The sequence below is a fragment of the Bacillus cereus group sp. BfR-BA-01383 genome, from assembly GCF_022663495.1.
Lineage (GTDB): Bacteria > Bacillota > Bacilli > Bacillales > Bacillaceae_G > Bacillus_A > Bacillus_A cereus_AU.
Genome location: NZ_JAKUFP010000019.1, coordinates 67,073 through 88,893, shown reverse-complemented (window position 1 = coordinate 88,893; position 21,821 = coordinate 67,073). Strand labels below are relative to the sequence as shown.

The window sequence follows — 21,821 nt, the reverse complement described above, 5'->3', positions numbered from 1 at the left end:
AAGAAAAATTAAACCACCTATCCCCTAAAGAATATAGGGAACAGATGGTTTAGGTGTTTTGATAGGTGTCCCGGTTTCGGGGTTCACTTCATCTCTGTGGGTGTTTTTGAATAATCTTTACATCTTCTGGTCATCTTATCTTTAAGATGCAGAATTGACCTGATTTCTACCATTTCTTTTTGAGTAATATAACGCGTCATCAGCTGCTTGAATAAACTGTTCCGTGGATTCTTTATACGCTGAAATCCCTACTGAAACTGTAATTTTTATTTTTGTTCCATTTAACAATTGGAATGAATGTTTTTCAACAGCGTTACGAATTTGTTCCCCAAGACGACTTCCATAAGCTAGTCCCTTCTTCGGTATCAAAAGCACAAACTCCTCTCCACCTTTTCGAAAAACCAAATCCAGAAATGTTGAAATTTCTCGTAAAATACGCCCCATTTGTTTTAACACTTCGTCTCCTGCAGGATGCCCATACGTATCATTTACATACTTAAAATGATCAATATCTATAAGTAGTAAGCGAAGTGAATTATTTTTCATGTTCTTATTAACAATATGACGATTCATCTCTAAATCAAACTGCCTTACGTTTCCTAAACCTGCTAATGCATCTATCGTTGCATATTATCTCATCGTTTGGAATAATTTATTGGATTGCAATACGTAATTTGCGCTTATAAATGTGATATATGCTGCAACACTACCACAAACTAAATATAATGCCACTATAGATATATCCTTAAATAAAATAGAAAGTGGTACTACTAAAATAGATAAACTATATACATTAAACCATATCCATTTTGTAAATATAGAAACTTTCATCCTCCAAATAAAGATAATTCCAATACCTATCAATACAATAGTATAACAGGCCAATTCAGAAGCTAAAGAGTGCTCAGTAAATACTAGCCGAGTAATTAAAATAACAGTAACTGTTATACTACTAGCTATCGGACCTCCAATTATAATTGCCAAAATAACAGCTAAATAACGTAGATCCAACATAATAGCTTCAATATGTACACCAAAATGCATCAACAGTACACTCAATATTCCTGTGAAAATACCTACCACACATTTCTGCCAAAAAGAGAACCCTTCTTTTAATGGCTTATCTCTTAAAAGCTGACCTCCAATAAAAATAAAGGAAAGAATAATTGTTGTGTTTACAAATAGATCTCTTAACATAAAATAATCTCCCTACTTTTCCATCTATCCCTTTCCTTATTTTATCGCATACGAAATGCCTATAATTCCCAAAGGTTTTTGTTTATTTTTTTGCTGTTCCACGTGAAACAGCAAAAAAATAAAAAAGGACGAAAATTCGTCCTTTTTTATTAACAACAGCGTGATATCTTTCCACCTTTTGCGTTAAATCTAGCTTCTTGCGCCTCAGCAAAAAATTGCTTTTGACATACAATCTCTTCTTCTGGATGATGCTTTTTCATATGTGCTACATATGTTTCGTAGCTTGGTACTCCAACAAGTAAACTAATAAATTGTTTCCTTTTTCCCCATACTTGCCGCATTCTTTTAAGCATAGTTCCTCGACTCACTTTCATCTCTAGGAATATATGGCGCCTCTTTTAACGGCATCGGCTTATTTTTTAATACTTGAATCCAAATTCGAAGTGCAGAAATTAATACAGCAATTACAACTATCATAAAAATCCCACAAAGTGCTGCATCAATATAATCATTAAAAATAATTTGTTTCATTTGGGCGACATTTTTAGCAGGAGCTAACACTTTCCCCTCGTCTAATGCTCCCTGAAACACCTTTGCGTGGGATAGAAATCCTATTTTGGGATTTTCATGAAATAGCTTTTGGTAACCAGCTGTCATTGTTACAATAAGCAAGCCAACAGTTGGAATAAGTGTCACCCAAACATATGCCTTTTTCCCCATTTTGAATAAAATTGTCGTACCAAGTAACAATGCAATGCCTGCTAACATTTGGTTTGCAATACCAAAAAGTGGCCATAACGTATTAATTCCACCAAGCGGATCTACTACCCCTTGATATAAGAAATAACCCCATCCTAATACACATAACGTTGTAGCTATTACATTCGCTATTGTAGAATCCGTTTTCGCAAACGGCTTATATACATGTCCTAAAATATCTTGAATCATAAATCGTCCTACACGCGTTCCTGCATCAATTGTTGTTAAAATAAATAATGCTTCAAAGAGAATCGCAAAATGATACCAAAATGCCATCATTGCTGTTCCACCTAATACTTGTGAGAAAATATATGCCATACCTATCGCTAACGTTGGTGCGCCACCTGTACGTGATAAAATTGTTTGCTCTCCAACGTTTACAGCAAGGTCTTTTAATTCATTTGGTGTAATAGCAAATCCCCATGAAGAAATAACTTGAGCTGCCTGCGTTACATCCGTACCGATAAGTGCTGCCGGACTATTAATCGCAAAATAAGTTCCTGGTGTCAATACACAAGCTGCGATCATAGCCATAGCTGCTACAAACGACTCCATTAACATTGCACCATAACCAATCGGCCTTGCATGTCCCTCTTGTTCGATCATTTTTGGCGTCGTACCTGATGAGACGAGAGCATGGAATCCAGACACAGCACCACAGGCAATCGTAATAAATAGGAATGGGAATAAGTTCCCTGAGAAAACGGGACCTGTTCCATCAATAAACTGAGAAACTGCTGGCATTTTTAAATCTGGTGCTACAATTAAAATACCAATTGCTAATCCAAGTATCGTTCCTATTTTTAGAAATGTACTTAAATAATCGCGTGGTGCAAGAAGCATCCAAACTGGTAATGCTGATGCAATGAATCCATATACGATAAGCATAATAGCAATCGTTTCACCACTAAACGTGAACATACTTGCAAGTGTTGGGTTTTCTGCTACATACTGCCCTCCAATAAGAGATAGAATAAGTAGAATAATACCAATTATTGATCCTTCCCCTACACGTCCAGGTCTAATGTAGCGCATGTATACTCCCATTAAAATAGCGATAGGAATCGTTGCTGCGATTGTAAACATTCCCCATGGACTTCCAACAAGCGCCTTCACAACTACTAAAGCTAATACGGCTAATAAAATAATCATAATGCCTAGAATACCTATCATTGCAATTAGCCCTGTAACAGGACCAATCTCATCTTTAATCATTTCACCTAATGATTTACCATTACGTCTCATCGAAGCAAATAGAATGACAAAATCTTGTACAGCTCCGGCGACAACTACCCCAACAATAATCCAAATGGTACCTGGTAAATAGCCCATTTGTGCTGCCAGAATCGGTCCAACTAAAGGCCCTGCCCCAGCAATTGCTGCAAAGTGATGCCCGAATAATACCCACTTATTTGTCGGAACATAATCTTTTCCATCATTTAATGTATGGGCTGGCGTTTGCCGATTATTATCTAAATCAAAAACCTTTCTCGCTATAAATCTACTATAAAATCGATAAGCAACTGCATACACACATACTGCAGCTACTAAGAGCCACACAGCATTAATAGTTTCACCTTGTGATAAAGCTATTACACCAAAAGCACCTGCTCCTATTGCCGCAATAACCCCCCAAAGTAAGATTGACTTCAATGTCTTCACATACAATCCCCCCAATACTACTTCTTAGTGGAGATTGTACTAAATTTTCTGAATATTTAATTTGAATCCTCCTTATCATGAAGGATTTTTAGTTTATCATGCCAAAATACTCTCACTACCTGCTATAATTCAATTTTATTTCGAAGGCGTTTTACATAATTACGGCTGACTGGAATCGGTTGCTCATCATATCTAGCTAAATACAAATTATACGTGCCATTATAATACGGTTTCAATTCTTGCACATATGACATATTAATTAAATAGCTTTTATGCACACGTAAAAAATCATATGCATTTAGTCGATTTTCTAACTCCTGAAGTGTGTACGTTGAAATATACTGATTATTTGTTGTATAAATTGAAACTGTTTTATTTTCCTTATTCTTACTTACGTATACAATATCTTCAGGAAAAATATAACGAATTCCCTCTTGACCTTCTATCGGTAGTTTTCGCAAATAACTCTTTGCTCTCTCACCTTGCTCTTTACTCATTCTATATAAGAGAAATTGTAGATCTTCTTCACGAAACGGTCGTAGTAAATAATAAAATGCTTGGAAACGAAAAGCTGTAATGGATTCTTCTATATCTTCACCTATAAAAATAAATTTCGTATAACAATTTACTTCCCGTAATAAACTGGCATATTCAAAACCAGTACCATCTAGTAATTTTGAATTTAAAAAAACAAAATCTGGTGTATGTTTTTTCATCATAAATAACGATTCTGTTCCTGTATTTGCTTCAAAACATTCTACATTTCGTATATTTTCAGTAAATTTTTCAGCTAAAATTCTTCGTTCCTCTGCATTTTCCATGATCAGTAAAATTTTCATTTCTTCAACCACCTAATTCTTTTGTCCGTATATCCTGTTGTATACATTCGCTTTTCTAAGAAATAATCCCTTTTTCTTACTATACCATTATTTATCTAAAAAAACAGAAAAAAGGAAACCACCACGGTTTCCTTTGTCCTTTTATATTAACTCCCGTTGCTTCGTTTCTTGTCCAAGTACAATTACAGCAAATGCTCCAATTAAAATTGATCCACAAAAAATCGTAAATATTAGTGATAGTGAAGCTTGTGAAGCAACTAAGTATCCCACTAATAATGGCCCAAGAATACCACCAATACGGCCGAATGCGGCTGCCATCCCTGCACCTGTACCACGAATAATTGTTGGGTACTGTTCAGGTGTATAAGCGTATAATGCACCCCAAGCACCTAAATTAAAGAATGATAGTAACATCCCCGCCACGATTAAAACTGTTAATGAATCCGCAACTCCAAACAAGTAAGCGCTGCACGCTGTACCGATTAAATACGTAACTAAAACAAATTTACGACCAAGACGTTCAATAAACCAAGCAGCTGTAAAATACCCTGGAAGCTGAGCTAATGTCATAATAAGTACGTACTGGAAACTTTTTATTAAACTAAACCCTTTTAATACCATTACACTAGGTAACCAAAGGAACATTCCATAATAAGAAAAGACAACACAAAACCATAGGATCCATAGCATAACCGTTGCTTTCCTATATTCGCCAGACCAAACTAACTTTATATTTTCGATAACAGACGGTCTTTTTTCAACCTTTTGGAATCTCGGGGAATCCGGTAAATTCCATCTTAAATATAAAGCGTACAGTGCTGGAGCCGCACTCAATATCATCGCAACTTCCCAACCATATTTCGGAATAACAAAATACGAAATAAGAGCTGCAATTAGCCAGCCACCTGCCCAAAAACTTTCTAATAGCACAACTATTTTGCCGCGTTCATGTGCTTCAACACTCTCTGATACTAGTGTCGAGGCAACCGGAAGCTCTCCGCCAAGTCCCATACCAATTACAAATCGTAACACGAGGAACATCGCGAGTGTTGTCGTTAAAGCCGTTAAACCACTACCGATAGAAAATAATAATAATGTAATAATAAAGACCGATTTTCGCCCTATTTTATCTGATAGTATCCCAAAAATAAGTGCCCCTACTGCCATACCAATCGAATTAACACTACCTATCCAGCCCATTTCTTGGCTTGTTAATCCCCAATCTTTTTGCAGTGCTACCATTACAAATGAAAGCATTCCAACATCCATTGCATCAAATAACCATCCAAGCCCCGCTATACCAAGTAGCTTTCGCTTCGAAATTTCTTTTACCTTTCCCACAAGAAGTCCTCCTCACACAGGTGTCTTTACACATCATTTTACATGTGTGAATTGTATAAGTAAAATACTTTCGTGTAAAAAATTCTCCTTCATCATTCCCAAAAAGTAAGTTATTTATCCCGATTGGTATGGGCTAATAATCAGCGGGGGATGAACGCCCCCACTGATTAAAGTTTCACTTTATTAAAAATGAACAAATAAAAAAAGTAGCGATGTTTCGCTACTTTTTTGAACGCATTACTTCTTTTAAAAATTCCGCTAATACTAACTGACGACGCCAGCGTGTTGGATTACTACATAATCTATAAAACCATTCTAAGTTAATAGCCTGAATCCATTTTGGCGCACGTTTTACCTCTCCGGCCCACACATCTAAACTACCGCCTACTCCAACAGCCATTTTCGTTTCTAAACGATGCTTATTAGTTTGGATAAAGTTTTCTTGTCTTGGGAAGCCAAGCGCAACAAGTAGTAGATCTGGTTTTGCTTCTCGAATACGAGAAACAATATTCTCTTCTTCTTGTTGTTTAAAATACCCATCTTGTGTACCCACAATAGATACCACCGAATACGTCTTCGTTAAATGATTAGCTGCAGCTTGTACAACATGCGGTTTTGCACCTAATAAGAAAACAGATACTGGTTTATTCTCTTCTGATAACTTCGCAAATAAGTTACACATTAAATCAAAACCTGCTACACGTTCTTTTAAAGGGATACCAAGCATACCACTTGCTTTTACAACTCCAATGCCATCAGGTGTAATTAAATCTGTATTTAATAATGTTTCATGGAACTTTTCATCCTTTTTGGCGCACATAACAATTTCAGGGTTTGCTGTTACTACCTGAAAAGTATGAGTTTGCTCCACTTCTAGTTGTTTCGTTAAATATTGGACCGTTTCATCCATCGTCATTGTAGAGAAAGGAACACCTAGAATATCAACCTTTTGTACTTCCATAATTAACTATCCTCTCTATTTCAGTAAAAGTTTTTTATATGCATTACGAGTATCTTCATACAAATTCTTTAGCGAAAAATGAGTAGATGCGTGATTATATAAACGATTTCCCATCGCTTCTAATTCATTATTCAACCATTTTTCATAAGCATTTTCTAATACGCTTGCTAACGAATCTGCATCACCAATTGGTACAATCCATCCATACGTATCATCAACTATTAACTTGCTCATGTCACCTACATTTGTTGCAATAGATGTTAAGCGTTGATTCGCCGCTTCTAATAAAACGAGAGGGAAACTTTCACTATAAGAGGTTAACAAATTAATGTGTGCAGATGCATATAATTCTTTTGAATCTGTACGAAAACCTAGAAAAATCACCTTATCCTCTAAGCCTTGTTGTTTCACCATCTCTTTTAATTCTGCTTCTATAGGCCCATCACCAAGTAGAAGTACCTTTATATTTGGAATTTTAGTTTTTTGTAACGCTTCAAATAAAATGTTATGACCTTTAACAGGATGAAGACGCGCCACTTGAATGGCTGTAAATACTCCTTCGTCGATGCCAAATTCACTCTTATCATAAGGTTTTGCTGGAGTATTATCATACTCAATTCCATTATAAACCGTACAAATCTTCTCTTCTGGTACACCAAGTTTTATTATATTTTCCTTAAAGTTTTCCGTAATTGCAAAGAACAAATCTACCTTTTTGAAAGAGCGTAAATTTAACTTCGTAAATACCCATCCTTTTAATCCCCTCTTCATAAAATCCAAAGTTGGATCACTGTGGACAGTCATTATCCATTTCGCTTTTATACCTTTTTTCAAGAGGGAGAGATAGAAATTTGCTCGTGCGCCATGTGTATGCACAATGTCAAATTGATTCTCATTAATAAATGACTTTATTTTTGAAAGAATTGATAGGTCGTACCGAGATGATTGAGTAAAAACATGTACTTGAATACCAAGGGCCCTCGCCTCCCTAGCAATCGCACCTTCTTCAAATACCATTAATTCCACTTCTTCCTTTGAAAATTGAGATAAAAGTGAAATAATATGTGTTTTTCCCCCACCTTCTTCTGCACCAGCATTCATATGCAACACTTTCATTTCTTACATCCCCCATTTTTCTTTTTATTTACTATAACAAAATAAAAGCTAACATATGCTAGCTTTTATTTTTCTATCATTCAATTTCCAAATCAACTATTAAATATGCCATGATTAATACTAAGTAGAAACTCACTCCAGGTGCCATTAAAATATGACCAGCCATAAATGAAATACCTAATCCGAGAAGTATTGCTGCAATCACCATTGCATATTTCACTGTGAATATTTGTCTAAATTTAGTAAATACACATACAATAAATTTAATACCAAAGTATATGAATGGGACTATAAGTAAAATGAACCCTATGATTCCGAAAGAATAGAACCAATCGTGGAAATCACGTTCAATTAATTTCGGCTGTTCTTTATAGTTACCAGCATAACCCATTCCTAATAATTTTTGAGACATTGGGGCTTCGTTATAAAAATCTTTATACATCTGTTCAAATAATTGACGCCCACTGAAAATAATAGCTTGCGTTTCTTCTTTTTTCTCCGCTACTTTTTCTTTTTCCTTCTCTTTTTCTTTTTCTTGCGCTGTCACAGGAGGTTTGTGCTCTTTAGCCTCCTCTTTCTTTTTCTCTTCCTTTTTCGCACTCTGTTCTTGTTCAATTAATTGGACGTGGAATCCCATATTTTTCATAAATGGTGAAAAAGGTGTATATGCCAATATGCCTACAAATACAGTCATTGCAATAAAACCATTTAATAAATAGACATTTTTCTTTCCATCTTTGCGTTGTGTAAATGCCTGAATAAAGCACATAACAACTGCGATAGCCATTGATCCAAAGATTGCTCCTACGCCAACCTTTGTCCCAATTGCAAATAATGAATAAACAACTAAAATTGAAGGAATCCAATAGTACACTTTACCTATACTTTTTGTTTTTTCAATTGAGTACAAAATAACAATTGGACACATAATTGCTAAGATAGATCCTAGCTCGTTACCGGCATAAAACCAACCGCGTGATCCGAGCTTCACCCATTCGTAACTATTATAATCTGTTCCAGTAGTAATTGAAGCTACCATTACTACCCCTATAATTAGCGATGCATACGTAATATAATCTCGCATTTTTGAATGGCTTTTTTCTTTTAAAGACTTAAAAACAAACACATAGCAAGTAAGCATAACAAACGGATATAAAGCTTTTGCTATAAATTTAATTTCTTCTGTAAGTACCATAGGATCTTTTGTGAATTTATTATTTATCAATCCGATGGTGAAAACTATTCCTACTAGGATTATATACGATATATATTTTATATTTCCCTTGTTCTTTGTTTGAATTAAAATATATATTCCACCTAGAACCATAACGAATAAGCGTGTAATAACTCCAATAGTCGTATCAATTTTTAAAACCATGATACAGAATGCTGTGAGCAAATCTAAAATTGGTTGCAACAAAATAAAGATTAGTAGAAAATTTTCAAATTTATTACTTTTACCATTTTCGCTTAACATCTAGAACCTCCATAACTATTACCTAATTTCAATCTATATAGTTAATATTTTTTCTCATCTCAAATATTTATTATAACATATATTTTTTAATTAAACGTCTCACATTTCTACCCAATCTTACCTTATAAAAAAAAAGAAAATTTGTATTTCCAAGCGCTTTCTTTCCTCATTTTTTCTTTTTTTCTACATGTAACGAAAATGCATTGTTATTTACATAACTTTAGTGTATATTTTTTCTCTGGAACATCTTTAGGAGGAAGGGATTACAGCTATGTTATTAATCGATATATTTACGTTTCTTGGCATTATCGCCGCTGCTATTTCCGGTACATTAGTTGGTTTAAAAAAAGATTTAGATTTATTCGGTGTCCTTTGTTTAGCTGTAGCTACTGCGCTCGGCGGCGGTATTATTCGTGATATTATGATCGGTAACCTGCCTCCTGTCGCATTTGTAAAACCTATTTACTTTTTCGTAAGCGTATTATCAGCATTATTTACTTGTATGTTTTTTGAACGTATTAATAAACTTCAAGTCGTTATTATGCTTTCCGATGCTGTTGGCTTAGGTGTTTTTACAGCTATTGGTGCAAATGCGGCAATGTCACATCACGTTGACGCCTCGTTTTTAGTAGTTTCAATGGGAGTCATCACAGGTATTGGAGGCGGTATTTTGCGTGATATTTGCGCTCAAGATATCCCTTACGTATTTCGAAAAGAGATTTACGCAATCGCTTCTATCTTAGGAGCAATTAGTTTCCTAATCACATATGCAATGGGGGCGCACGTATTAGCTTTCTATGTTTGTTTATTAGTAACATTCGTTATTCGTGTCGTCACTGTAATATATAATGTACATTTTCCAGTTTTCTTTAAAACACATGCTAAGATTAATAAAGGCCATTAAGAGAATTCTACATAGGATTCTCTTAATTTATATACTATTCTACACACTAACGTAGAGTAATTGTATATAAAAATATATAATTATACAAGAACCGAAAATGAAAACGCTTTACAAACAGGTGAAAGAACGATGCTTGGGGTTTTTAAAAAACATAATAATAAAACAAACGCCAGTATAATTGAATTAAGTAAGGACCAACAAATAATTTTTAACGTACCTGCTAATTCTGAACTAAAAATTCAAATGGAGATGCTACATATTTCAAAAGAAGATTTACAAATTGTAAAAGTACTACAGCCTTTTATTTATGCGGAAATAGATTGGATTACGGAAAAATTCTATGTCAATATTACAAAACAACCTAATTTAATTACCGTTATTGAACGTTACAGCTCTATTCCAAAACTAAAACAAACTTTAAAAACACATATAAAAGAATTATTTAGTGGAAATATGCACGAAGATTTTATTGAACAGCGTGTGAGAATTGCCAAAAGGCATGTACAAATTGGTTTACATAGAAAGTGGTATACTGCTGCTTATCAAGAATTATTCCGCTCTATCATGAAGATCTTGCAAACAAAAATTACAACAATCGATGATTTTTCTTATTCTAAAAACGTAATAAATAAATTATTCACCCTTGAACAAGAACTTGTTCTCGCGGCTTATGAATCTGAATATGAAAGAATACAAAAAGAACATGAAAAAGAAAAAGAAATAATAGCTATGACAATTACGCATATCGCAACAGAACTAGCATCTGTATCTGAAAAAACGAGCTCTTCTATTCAAAAATTAACCGTTAAATCTGAAACTATTGTAGAAATTGCCAAAACAGGTACATCATTAGCTACAACATCGGAAGAAAAGCAAATAAAGGTAAAGAACAATTAAATCAGTAAAACAAACGAATGGAATACATTCAAACAAATATGGAAACTATCATTACAGATACTCATGAACTTCTCGATATTTCTAACAAAATTAACGAAATTATAGATATCGTAAAATCAATTGCGGAGCAAACAAATTTATTCGCATTAAATGCTGCTATTGAATCTGCGCGTGCCGGAGAATTTGGCAAAGGTTTTTCTGTTGTAGCTGGGGAAATCCGAAAATTATCAGAGCAAACGAAAGAATCTATATTTAACGTTACAAAGCTTGTTGAAAAAACAAATGAACAGATTATTCGTGTCTCTTCTTCTGTAAAGCAAATTAGCTCTCTCGTATCTGAAGGAACGGATAGTATGTATGCGACAGATCAATACTTCCAAGAAATCGTAAACGACATGTCTAACTCGAAAGAACAAAATAAAAAAAATTGAAACTGAGTTAGAAACTATTTCACAAGTAATGAAAGATATTCAAGACGATTCTTCAAAAATGGCTCTAACAGCCGATAGTTTACAAATAGAACTAAACCGATAAGGTGAAACTTGGATCAGTGGCAATTCTTCATCTTCACTGACTACTAATTTTCATCATCCAGCAAAAAAAGAATCCAAAATGGATTCTTTTTATTTTCGGAAAAATATTTTTTGACAATACACATAACTCATATAAACACCAAAGCTTTGCAAAATAAACAAAGCTGGCATAATTATATTGTAATATACCCTATCTACTTGGAAGAGTCTTAACAATACGTATCCACTAATTAAAAATAGGAACAACATATACCCTTCGTTTTGTTGTTTCTTAATAAGGAAGTGTAATAAAGCTATAGCCATAAATAACGTCACGGCTATATATATAAGTTTTTCACATTTGAAAAGAATAGAATTTATTCCCTCTTCTGAAAACTGATTCATTACTGGGTTTAAAAGTTTAAATCTTTCTCCTTCAATCTCTTTTAACTTTTGATCAATGTGCTCTGTTACACTTTGATTTGTTGGTATTTTTTCTTCATGTTGAGTCTTTCCAATTAAAACAGATTGAACATACGCCTCATTCGAAAATGTATATTGTGACATTCCCATTTTATTAATCCCATAACTCACACCAAAATGAACGCTATAAAATAGAATAAGTATCCCTATCATCTTTAATAGCACTTTTTGTTTCGTTGCCGATTGAAAGAATTCAATTAGTAACACATATACAACGATAAAAATAGGAAGAAATACCCCCATCGGGAAGATCATATTGCTAAATGCAAATAATACTGCTGAAAACACCCACATATAAGGATGATCTAATCCTTTATATAAAAGTATGTAACAAGCAAAATAAAATAAAAATATTGCAAGCGATTCCGGCGTTAATAAGGAGCTCATGAATATATTTGGAATATATAAAGCGTAAAATATAGACGCAATACGACCACATTCTTCCCCAAATATCATTGCCGCAATACGATAAGTGAAAAATGCGGTTCCTGTACAAAACAAAATATTAAATAACTGTAAAACAAATACCGTATCACCAAATATTCGAATAATAACTGATTCATAAATAATAAAAGGTAGCTGCATTACATTCTCTATATTATTACCAAGTGTAATTTGCTTTGCAGACTCATACATCACTTTCATATCACCAATTATCGGAACATCTACGAATAGAACCGTACTAAGTCTCACAACTATAGATATACTCATAAGAAAAATAAGAAATTGTTTATCCGTAAAACGATATTGTAAAATTGATGCCACTAACAAAATGAGAATGACGAAAATTGCCAATACGATTGTTACACTTGTTGCACTTCCTCCAAAAAATTGCTTACTTGTTTCAAATGCTGACCAACAACTATAAACAAAAAATACGAGCATCGCACCAGTTATTGTTTTATTGAAGAAAGATGAAAAATTTGTTTGTATATGATTCATATGTCCATTGCACCTCTATTTCCATTCATAACAAAACGATTCTATCATGAATAGGTACAAGGCTGATAGGGAATTTCTATGACAAATACATAGTCATTACTTTTTCACTTGCAATGTAAGCGAATCCTCTTTTACACTACATTTTATATATGATAAAGTGAAACTTTAATCAGTGGGGGAGTTTGTCCATCCCCCCACTGATTATTAGTTGAACCAATCGGGCTTTTACGGGCAGCCCGACTCCCACCTAACTTCTTCGCATTCGCCGAATTTCGAGGTGGGAGTCTTACTGCCCTCAAATAGCGGGATAAATGTTCTTTCAGTTACATGCATACAAATACAGAAGTTTTAATAATCCTCTTCTGGAATTCTTTATTTCATTAAATATCTATTGATTTTTAATAATTTTGTACGCCACTTACAATACATGTCATTCTGATTGAAAACAGAAAATAGGGGCTGAATATATGGAAAAGAAATTCATGCGAGAATCAAAAGCAATTAAAACAACACGTGTTTTTCCTAATGATTTAAATAATCATCAAACACTTTTCGGAGGAAAATTATTAGCAGAAATTGATAGTATTGCCTCAATTGCGGCTGCAAGACATAGCCGTAAGCATTGCGTAACAGCATCTATCGATTCGGTTGATTTTTTAACTCCAATTCACCAAGCAGATTCTGTTTGTTATGAAGCGTTCGTATGTTATACAGGGAAATCTTCAATGGAAGTTTTCGTAAAAGTAATTGCAGAGAACTTATTAACAGGCGAACGTAGAATAGCTGCAACATGCTTCATTACATTCGTTGCATTAAAAGATGGAAAACCTTCATCTGTTCCACAAGTACTTCCTGAAACTGAAGAGGAACATTGGCTACACACAACTGGTTCAGAACGCGCCGAAAATAGGAAAAAAGGGCGGTTAAAAAGTAAGGAAATGGCCGAAGTACTAACTTTAAGTAAACCTTGGAGTGTATAATTTTTCACTATCAAAACATCTCCTGAGCGAATAGCTATCATGTATTCGCTCATTTTTTATACACAATTCTAGCCCTTCATACAACCGTCACCACTTTTCACACATATTATGTAATATTTTTATACATACCTATTCACCACTAACCCTTTCTAATTTAATACCCCTCATTTATAATACGGTTCTATCCCATCAATAGTTGCTTTACAAAGTTTATGTAGGGTACACTTATACGGGTGGTCAACAAAACAATTTAACGATTTGTAAATCGTGTAGAAAACACCTTACACTTCATTATATTGAAAGAATTAACTCTAGTTAAAAAACCTCCATATGACATAGCAAGTATTTTAATTAAACTGGATTATTTTAATGGAAAGGTGAAATTATGCAGAAATCAATTGCTTCAAATATTTTTTATAAAATACTGCTCAACACGTTTAATATTATACTTCCAATTTTAGTTGGTCCTTACGCATATCGAACGTTAGGAGCAAATTCAATAGGAACCGTTAACGTTGCTGAAACCTTTTTTAATTACTTTTTCGTGTTCGCCGTATTTGGTGTATATCAATATGGTCTACGTGAAATTAGCTTAATTAAAAATGATAAAAGAAAAGTTTCTAAGTTATTTACAAGTCTCTATGTAATTAATTTTACAACTAGTATTTTGGCTTTATTAGCTTTTTTACTTTTTAGTTATATTGGATACGGACATGAAAGTTTATTTCCTGTTCTTCTTATTTTCGGTTTCAATTTTATTTCTAACATGTTTTATGTGGAATGGTTCAATGAGGCATATGAAAATTATGACTTCATCACTAAAAAAACAGTTATCGTTCGATTAATCTATGTCGTGCTTCTTTTCTCTTTCGTTCATGGGGTCGACGATTATAAAACATTTGCTGGTTTATTAGTATTATCGACATTTTTAAATCACTCCATTAGTTTTGTATATGTGAAACGCCAAGTTAAATTTGATTTTTCGGACTTAACTATTATTCCTCATTTAAAACCGTTACTATTAGTCTTGATTTTTTCAAATGCTAATATTTTATATACTCAATTAGATCGTCTTGTTCTAGGGGTATATGTTGGAAAGGTAGAAGTTGCATACTACGTAATGGCTTTTCAAATTATGACCATTATTAATACACTTATGTTAAGCGTTGTACAAGTAACCGTTCCAAGACTGTCTTATTTATCAGGAAATGCATCTGAAATGGAGTATGAATCGTTATTAAACAAAATTTCAAAAGTATATTTCATTACCCTATTTCCCGCCGCAATTGGTCTAATGCTCATTGCTCATGGAGCCGTTGTTATTTATGGTGGACAAGAATTTGCTAAGGCTGGTGATACATTAATTGTTTTTGCTTTTTATATGATTACAGTTGGTATCGAGTCCATTTTATCGAATCAAATTATCTATGTGAAAAAGAAAGAAAGTATTTTAGTGCGATTTTTATTTATTTGCGGATTTATCAACTTAGCGTCTAATATTGCACTAATATTCTTCCATATACTTACGCCAACAACGGCAATTTTCACAACAACAATTGCGAATTGTTTCTTAATCACATTCGAATATATTTATGTGAAAAAGAAATTAAAAGTGAACTATACGTTATTTGATATACACAAACTTAAATATCTATTTTATTCACTAACATTTGTACCGATAGCATTCGTTATTAATATGATTGTATCTGGGCAAATACTACAAGTTGTCTTAGTAATAATAACATGTGGGTTAACATATGCCCTTATCCTCTTTATAACAAAGGATGAAATTCTCTTTTCACTACTCGAAAAGATACTAGCACGGTTCAAAAAAGCTTAAACACAATCTCTAAAAGGAGCTGTTAAACTTGAAATTTTCTTTAATCATGGCTACTTGTGGCAGACGTGATGATATTCTTGACTTACTAAAATCACTTGAGCAACAAACTTACAAAAACTTCGAACTTATCGTAGTAGATCAAAACGATACTCCAATCTCTGATCTATTCGATGCATATAAAGATAAATTTTCTATTAACTACATTTATACGCCTATTAAAGGATTATCGAGAGCTCGAAATGCTGGCTTAAAAGTAGCAAATGGCGATTTCATCGCTTTTCCAGATGATGATTGTATTTATGAAACAAATGTTTTAGAAAGTATATTAGAAACATTTAACTCTAATACAGATGTTCATTTTATATCAACAAACACTACAAATGTTGAAGGAACAGGTTCTTTAATACACGCACCAAATACAGACATTATTCTAAATAATAAATATGGGTTTATGGGACCTTCTTTCACGCTATTCTTCACAAAACAGTTTGTGCAAGATGTAGGTACATTTGATGAAGATTTAGGCGTTGGTTCTGGCACAATTTATGGAGCTGGTGAAGAAACTGACTTTGTACTGCGCGGTATGCAAAAAAAGTACACTGGTTTATTTAGAAAAGATTTGTTCGTATACCATCCTGTAAAAGAAGAAATTATCAATGAGCAATCATTAAAACGTGCTATTTCTTATGCTGGTGGTTTTGGCAGGGTCATTCGCTTACATTATGGATTCCCTTATTTCTTACGTGCTGTCGCTGCGGCAACATTCCGCATGACACAAAACATTTCCAACGATAAGCGTAAATTCCACGCGAATCGCTTACGCGGGATTGTTCGTGGATATTTAAAATAAAGAATAGGGTGTAACCACTTTTATTAAATGGTCACACCCTATTTTTTATTTCCCTTGCATCGATAAAATGGTTTCCTTTAATCCTTCATAGTAAGGTGTTTTCGGTACTTGCCCAATAAACATTTCATATTTTTCTCCATTTAACACCACTGGTTTTTCTGTCAAATATAGCATTTCTACATATTCTTTCATCTGCTTATCAAATAAACCAATTAACTTTATCATACCTCTTTTAACGGTCATTACTCGCTTTGTATATCCCGTTAATTCACGTATATGTTGAATCATCTCTTCTCCGGTAATAACGCCACACCCTGGTATGTTCCAATGTTGCCCATAAGCCTCATCATGTAACGATAATTCCACCATTGCCTTCGCACCATCTGGTGTAAAAATATACTCACGTGCAATTCCCTTATCTCCAACAAAACTAGACATTTTATTTGCAAGCACGCCATTTAAAGTATGATGAACGAGTGTGCTTTCTGCTTTTGGACCGTAAAAATCAGGGAAATGAGCGATAAACATTTGGACACCACTCTGCTCTGCCATCATTTCAAGTTGCAATCTAATTTTTCCTTTCTTCGTATGAGGCTTCTTTTCAGCATCTTCTTTAACAAATCTTTGATTTTGCCTTCCATATGCATAAATATTATCAACGATCCCTAACTTAATATCGTTCTCTTTTGTTACTTCTAATATATTTCTTAATAATTTAGGTTGTTTCTCTTCCCAATCTGAATATGGAATATTTACAGCATGGAATATAGCATCTACACCTTTCGCTGCATCTAGGATGTCTGCTTTTACAAATACATCTCCTGCTACTGTTTGTATATTTTCTTCTCCTTGAAATAAATCTTCCAATTTCCCCTTGTTCCTTGCAAAAGCCACCACATCAATTCCTCTATTACATAGCTCTTTTGTAATTGCATATCCCATTGATCCAGATGCTCCCAGTACTAACGCTTTTCTCATCATAATTCCCCCCTTTAATTAATTAACCACCGTTCAATTAATAACAAAAAGAAAACCACTTATACTAGAAGCGATTTTGAAATAAATTCTACATGTACTTGGGCCAACCCCTTTAACTCGTCAAATGTTTGCCCACTTCCGCAATAATGCGCTACAAACCCATGTAATGATAAAAAGACAGACCATATTATCATTGCATTTATGTTTTTATTACATAAAGAAGAGACAACCTTTGCAAATTTTTCATAACTAACATTTGGACCGTCTGCTAAACATTCCTTTAACTCATCATCTTTAATTAAAAACATAATTTCATAATGACTTTGATTTTTCAAACCAAACTCTATAAAACCAAATAAAACAGCTTTTAATTGCTCCTCCTGAGATAAATTTCTTTTACTAATTTCATCTAATTTTTTATTTAGCAATTGAAAGTCTTGTTCTACCATCGCATAAAAAAGTTCAGCTTTATTTTTAAAATGGTAATAAATTGAACCATGGCTATATCCTAGTTCCATCGCAATTTTACGCATTGAAGTGTGTTGATAACCTTGTTGTACAAATAAATCTCTTGCTACGTTCATAATCATTTCTCTTGTTAACTCTTGTTTGACTGCTCTTCTTGGCGACATATTTTATACCTCACGATTTAATTAACCACCGTTCAATTATTATTATATATTTTTTCCAAAATAATGCAACTTCTTATTTTCAAAAATATACATTTTTGAAATGATAGCATTATATCAAAGAATTTAGTATCATGATTCAAGACACTATTTAGAATTGAACGGAGGACATTATGAGCTTATTAACTGTTGAAAAATTAGGCCATACATTTGGTGATCGTACATTATTTAAAGATGTATCCATGCGTTTACTCGCAGGAGAACATGTTGGATTAGTTGGAGCAAACGGTGTTGGTAAATCAACATTTATGAATATAATTACTGGTCAACTTATCCATGATGAAGGCCGTGTTGAATGGACACCTGGTACAAATTACGGTTACTTAGACCAGCATACAATTTTAACACCTGGTCGCACAATTCGTGACGTATTAGCAGATGCATTTTTACCTTTATTTGAAAAAGAAAAAGCTTTAAATGAAGTTACAGAAAAAATGGGAACTGCTACACCGGAAGAATTAGAGGAACTTCTTGAACAAATGGCAGAAATTCAAGATGCTCTTGAAGCAGGTGGTTTCTATTTATTAGATATGAAAATTGAAGAAGCAGCGCGTGGTCTTGGAATTGACGCAATTGGTTTAGATCGTGATGTTGCTGCATTAAGTGGTGGACAACGTACAAAAGTATTACTTGCAAAGTTACTACTTGAGCAACCAGAAGTATTACTATTAGATGAGCCTACCAACTATTTAGATGTTGAACATATTTATTGGTTAACGACTTATTTAAAAGAATATCCACACGCATTCCTATTAATTTCCCATGATACGGAATTTATGAATAAATGCGTTGATGTTATTTTCCATCTAGAATTCACAAAGATGACGCGTTATACAGCGACATATGAAAAATTTCTAGAATTAGCAGAGATCAATAAAAACCAACATATAAACGCTTATGAAAAGCAACGCGAGTTTATTAAAAAACAAGAAGATTTCATTGCAAAAAATAAGGCTCGTTACTCAACGACCGGCCGTGCAAAAAGTCGTCAAAAACAACTTGATCGTATGGAACGTATTGATCGTCCTGAAACAGCTATTAAACCTGAGTTCTCATTTAAAGAAAGTCGTGCAAGTAGTCGATTCGTCTTTGAAGGAGAAAATGTGGAAATTGGATATACACACCCGCTATTACCAAAATTAACAATGACAATTGAACGCGGTGAAAAAATTGCAATTGTTGGATGTAATGGCGTAGGTAAGTCAACACTATTAAAGACGATCCTAGGTAAAATCAAACCATTAAGCGGAAAAACAAGTCTTGGTGATTTCTTAAACCCATCATACTTCGAACAAGAAGTGAAAGCTGATAATATAACACCAATTGATGATGTTTGGAATACATTCCCTAGCTTAGACCAGCATCAAATACGTGCCATGTTAGCGAAATGCGGTTTAAAAAACGAACATATCTCTCGTCCACTGAACCAATTAAGCGGTGGCGAACAGGCAAAAGTTCGTTTATGTAAACTAATGGGTGAAGAGAGTAACTGGTTACTCTTTGATGAGCCAACAAATCACCTTGATGTTACAGCAAAAGAAGAACTACAAAAAGCAATGAAGGCATATAAAGGAACTATTCTTCTTGTATGTCACGAACCAGAATTTTATAAAGATTGGATAACGAAAGTTTGGAATGTAGAGGAATGGTCTCAGCAAAACTCTTAATCCGATAATAAATATCCTTCAAATTTTAAAAGTAAAAAGCAGTTGCCTCTAAAAGGATTCCTATACACCCTTTTGAAACAACTGCTTTTTTTACTTATCTTTTTACTATATCCCCGTCACTTTTTTTATTGTAAATATGATTAATACCAAAAGCAGCTAAAAAGATCATAGGTATTGTAGCCGAATAATGATATCTCGGTGCTACTTCTACTATCATTTGTGCCATTGTTAGCCCAATCGTATATAAACAAATAATTAAAAGTGAAGATTTATTTTTATTTTTCATAGCTACTAACGCCCCGAACAGTGAAGTAGCCAATAAGAAGTAATAGAAAACATTAGAAATTATAGTATATCGTACTTTATGATCCATCACTGGATCTGCGTACTTAACAGCTTGATCATCATTCCCTAAGAAGATAATAAATTTATCATACATTAGTTTCCCGAAATCTATATCATCGTTTTTGATTCTCTTTTTCGCTTCTTCAAGCATTTGCTTTTGAGTGTCCTGAGCACTCCATCCTGGTTGACCACTATAATGATATAGTAATGCTGAATCGCCTGGATTCCATGTTCCTGAAGATCCCTTATTAAATCCTACATGAATATTGTACCCCGGCACTGTTGCTATCTCTTCACCTAAACGTAATGTTATATAATGATTTACCGCCGAAGACATCATTAAGTATCCTATAATTATAACCCCTACATATGCCACCTTGTTAATAAGTAGCTTTTTATTCCCGATATGCTTTGTATCTATAATAAACATCCATATCGCTAAGGCTATAATTGGCACTGCTGCAATTGGTCTTGCCATATTTATTAATACAAGTAATGCAGCCAATAGAATTGAATACATTAGAACCTTTGCAATCGTTATATTTTCAAGTTTATCATAAACAATTATCATAATTGCCCAGGCTAATAACAGTATTGTACAATACAACGGTTCTGAAAGTGCAAACATGTTATACATCGTTTGTGATGGCAAGAGAATCCATAAAACACTTGCTGTTATCGCTGTTCTCACTCCACCAATTCTTCTGGCTATAAAATATATTAATCCCATCGAAATTGTAGTTAAAACAACATTAATAATTGGCGGAACCATAAAGTTTGCCCCAAATATTTTTAGGAAGATACTTAAGAATGAAGCATAACCAAAAATATGTGGAAATAATGCAACATATCTATCATGAATAACAAAGTTATCACCTAATGCTTTTGCAGTATTGAAAAAGGCTTCATAATCACCAATCGGATCAATCTTATATGTAAGAATCCATGCTGTTTTCACTGCTACACAAATAATTAATAGTGCAACAAAGCACATTTTTTCATTTAGCCTTTCAAGATATAGCGATCCACTTCTAAGTATAAAGTTTCCAATTGTACATAAAAATAAAAATCCAACTAGTATCATTACATAATTATATTTTTGAGTATCTGAAAAATAATCAAAAATTAATATTGCAACGAAAAAACTATACATACCATATACAAAACGTGTAGAAAAAGTTGATAAACCTTTGGAAAACTGCTCCAAAAAACTCACTCCTTAAAAAATATTTATACGAAAAAAACATTATATTTTCACAAAATATAACCTCTTAGTCTCTAATCATATTCAACTTACATCCTTTGATTAGTGACGAAAATTCGAAAACACATGTGAATTACACTACCAGCTACTATACAATAATATTGCCATAATTTCCATA

Annotated in this window: 18 protein-coding genes and 1 pseudogene; 7 read left to right on the top strand and 12 right to left on the bottom strand. The window is 33.6% G+C overall.

The features are described 5' to 3' along the window. Positions 1-141: 141 nt before the first annotated feature. The 8 genes and pseudogenes from MR065_RS17565 to MR065_RS17530 form a co-directional block, all read right to left on the bottom strand. Positions 142-1,197 (bottom strand): annotated as a pseudogene (locus MR065_RS17565) (GGDEF domain-containing protein). 149 nt (positions 1,198-1,346) lie between these two features. Further along, positions 1,347-1,550, bottom strand: a complete 204-nt coding sequence (locus MR065_RS17560) for a YbdD/YjiX family protein (RefSeq protein WP_242214565.1) — start codon at positions 1,548-1,550, stop codon at positions 1,347-1,349. Next, positions 1,543-3,618, bottom strand: a complete 2,076-nt coding sequence (gene cstA / locus MR065_RS17555; RefSeq protein WP_097902469.1) for a carbon starvation protein CstA — start codon at positions 3,616-3,618, stop codon at positions 1,543-1,545. Before cstA ends, MR065_RS17560 begins: the two co-directional genes overlap by 8 nt. A 122-nt stretch (positions 3,619-3,740) precedes the next feature. Next, positions 3,741-4,457, bottom strand: coding sequence for a LytR/AlgR family response regulator transcription factor (locus MR065_RS17550; protein WP_097902470.1), 717 nt, complete (start codon positions 4,455-4,457; stop codon positions 3,741-3,743). Between the two features lie 141 nt (positions 4,458-4,598). Continuing rightward, positions 4,599-5,798: an MFS transporter gene (locus tag MR065_RS17545; protein WP_098268596.1), complete on the bottom strand. Its 1,200-nt coding sequence runs from the start codon at positions 5,796-5,798 to the stop codon at positions 4,599-4,601. Positions 5,799-6,018: 220 nt separating this feature from the next. After that, positions 6,019-6,759 (bottom strand): WecB/TagA/CpsF family glycosyltransferase, encoded by a 741-nt coding sequence (locus MR065_RS17540; protein ID WP_242214564.1) that lies wholly within the window; start codon positions 6,757-6,759, stop codon positions 6,019-6,021. 15 nt (positions 6,760-6,774) lie between these two features. Beyond that, on the bottom strand, positions 6,775-7,875 hold the full coding sequence (locus tag MR065_RS17535; protein WP_242214563.1) for a glycosyltransferase family 4 protein: 1,101 nt from the start codon (positions 7,873-7,875) through the stop codon (positions 6,775-6,777). Positions 7,876-7,951: 76 nt separating this feature from the next. Continuing rightward, on the bottom strand, positions 7,952-9,352 hold the full coding sequence (locus tag MR065_RS17530) for an O-antigen ligase family protein (protein WP_242214562.1): 1,401 nt from the start codon (positions 9,350-9,352) through the stop codon (positions 7,952-7,954). 271 nt (positions 9,353-9,623) lie between these two features. On the opposite strand from MR065_RS17530, the gene MR065_RS17525 reads away from it, so the two are divergent. From MR065_RS17525 to MR065_RS27760, 3 genes are all read left to right on the top strand, one after another. Then, positions 9,624-10,256 carry a trimeric intracellular cation channel family protein gene (locus MR065_RS17525; RefSeq protein WP_000924377.1) on the top strand — a complete coding sequence of 211 codons (633 nt, stop codon included), beginning with the start codon at positions 9,624-9,626 and terminating at the stop codon, positions 10,254-10,256. A gap of 129 nt (positions 10,257-10,385) precedes the next feature. Then, entirely contained in the window at positions 10,386-11,153 is a 768-nt protein-coding gene (locus MR065_RS27765; protein ID WP_396022380.1) for a protoglobin family protein, read from the top strand. Between the two features lie 17 nt (positions 11,154-11,170). Then, the gene (locus MR065_RS27760) at positions 11,171-11,584 is read left to right on the top strand and encodes a methyl-accepting chemotaxis protein (RefSeq protein WP_396022379.1); all 414 of its coding nucleotides are present in this window, start codon (positions 11,171-11,173) and stop codon (positions 11,582-11,584) included. A gap of 192 nt (positions 11,585-11,776) precedes the next feature. Here MR065_RS27760 and MR065_RS17515 read toward each other — a convergent pair whose 3' ends face one another. Continuing rightward, entirely contained in the window at positions 11,777-13,090 is a 1,314-nt protein-coding gene (locus MR065_RS17515) for an ArnT family glycosyltransferase (protein WP_242214561.1), read from the bottom strand. A 467-nt stretch (positions 13,091-13,557) separates the two neighbouring features. Here MR065_RS17515 and MR065_RS17510 point away from each other — a divergent pair, with 467 nt between their 5' ends. The 3 genes from MR065_RS17510 (at position 13,558) to MR065_RS17500 (ending at position 16,760) form a co-directional block, all read left to right on the top strand. Beyond that, on the top strand, positions 13,558-14,070 hold the full coding sequence (locus MR065_RS17510) for an acyl-CoA thioesterase (protein ID WP_098268590.1): 513 nt from the start codon (positions 13,558-13,560) through the stop codon (positions 14,068-14,070). 385 nt (positions 14,071-14,455) lie between these two features. Then, a complete protein-coding gene (locus MR065_RS17505; RefSeq protein WP_242214560.1) occupies positions 14,456-15,910 on the top strand; it encodes an oligosaccharide flippase family protein in 1,455 nt (484 codons plus the stop codon). 28 nt (positions 15,911-15,938) lie between these two features. Beyond that, positions 15,939-16,760, top strand: coding sequence for a glycosyltransferase family 2 protein (locus tag MR065_RS17500; RefSeq protein ID WP_098268588.1), 822 nt, complete (start codon positions 15,939-15,941; stop codon positions 16,758-16,760). A gap of 45 nt (positions 16,761-16,805) precedes the next feature. Here MR065_RS17500 and MR065_RS17495 read toward each other — a convergent pair whose 3' ends face one another. Further along, positions 16,806-17,738 carry an NAD(P)H-binding protein gene (locus tag MR065_RS17495; RefSeq protein WP_242214559.1) on the bottom strand — a complete coding sequence of 311 codons (933 nt, stop codon included), beginning with the start codon at positions 17,736-17,738 and terminating at the stop codon, positions 16,806-16,808. A 59-nt stretch (positions 17,739-17,797) separates the two neighbouring features. Further along, positions 17,798-18,370, bottom strand: a complete 573-nt coding sequence (locus MR065_RS17490; RefSeq protein ID WP_242214558.1) for a TetR/AcrR family transcriptional regulator — start codon at positions 18,368-18,370, stop codon at positions 17,798-17,800. Between the two features lie 170 nt (positions 18,371-18,540). Between MR065_RS17490 and MR065_RS17485 the strand changes: the two genes are divergently transcribed. After that, positions 18,541-20,094, top strand: coding sequence for an ABC-F family ATP-binding cassette domain-containing protein (locus MR065_RS17485; RefSeq protein WP_242214557.1), 1,554 nt, complete (start codon positions 18,541-18,543; stop codon positions 20,092-20,094). Between the two features lie 94 nt (positions 20,095-20,188). Here the strand turns inward: MR065_RS17485 and MR065_RS17480 are convergent, their stop codons facing one another. Continuing rightward, positions 20,189-21,646 carry a glycosyltransferase family protein gene (locus MR065_RS17480; protein ID WP_242214556.1) on the bottom strand — a complete coding sequence of 486 codons (1,458 nt, stop codon included), beginning with the start codon at positions 21,644-21,646 and terminating at the stop codon, positions 20,189-20,191. Positions 21,647-21,821: the final 175 nt, after the last annotated feature.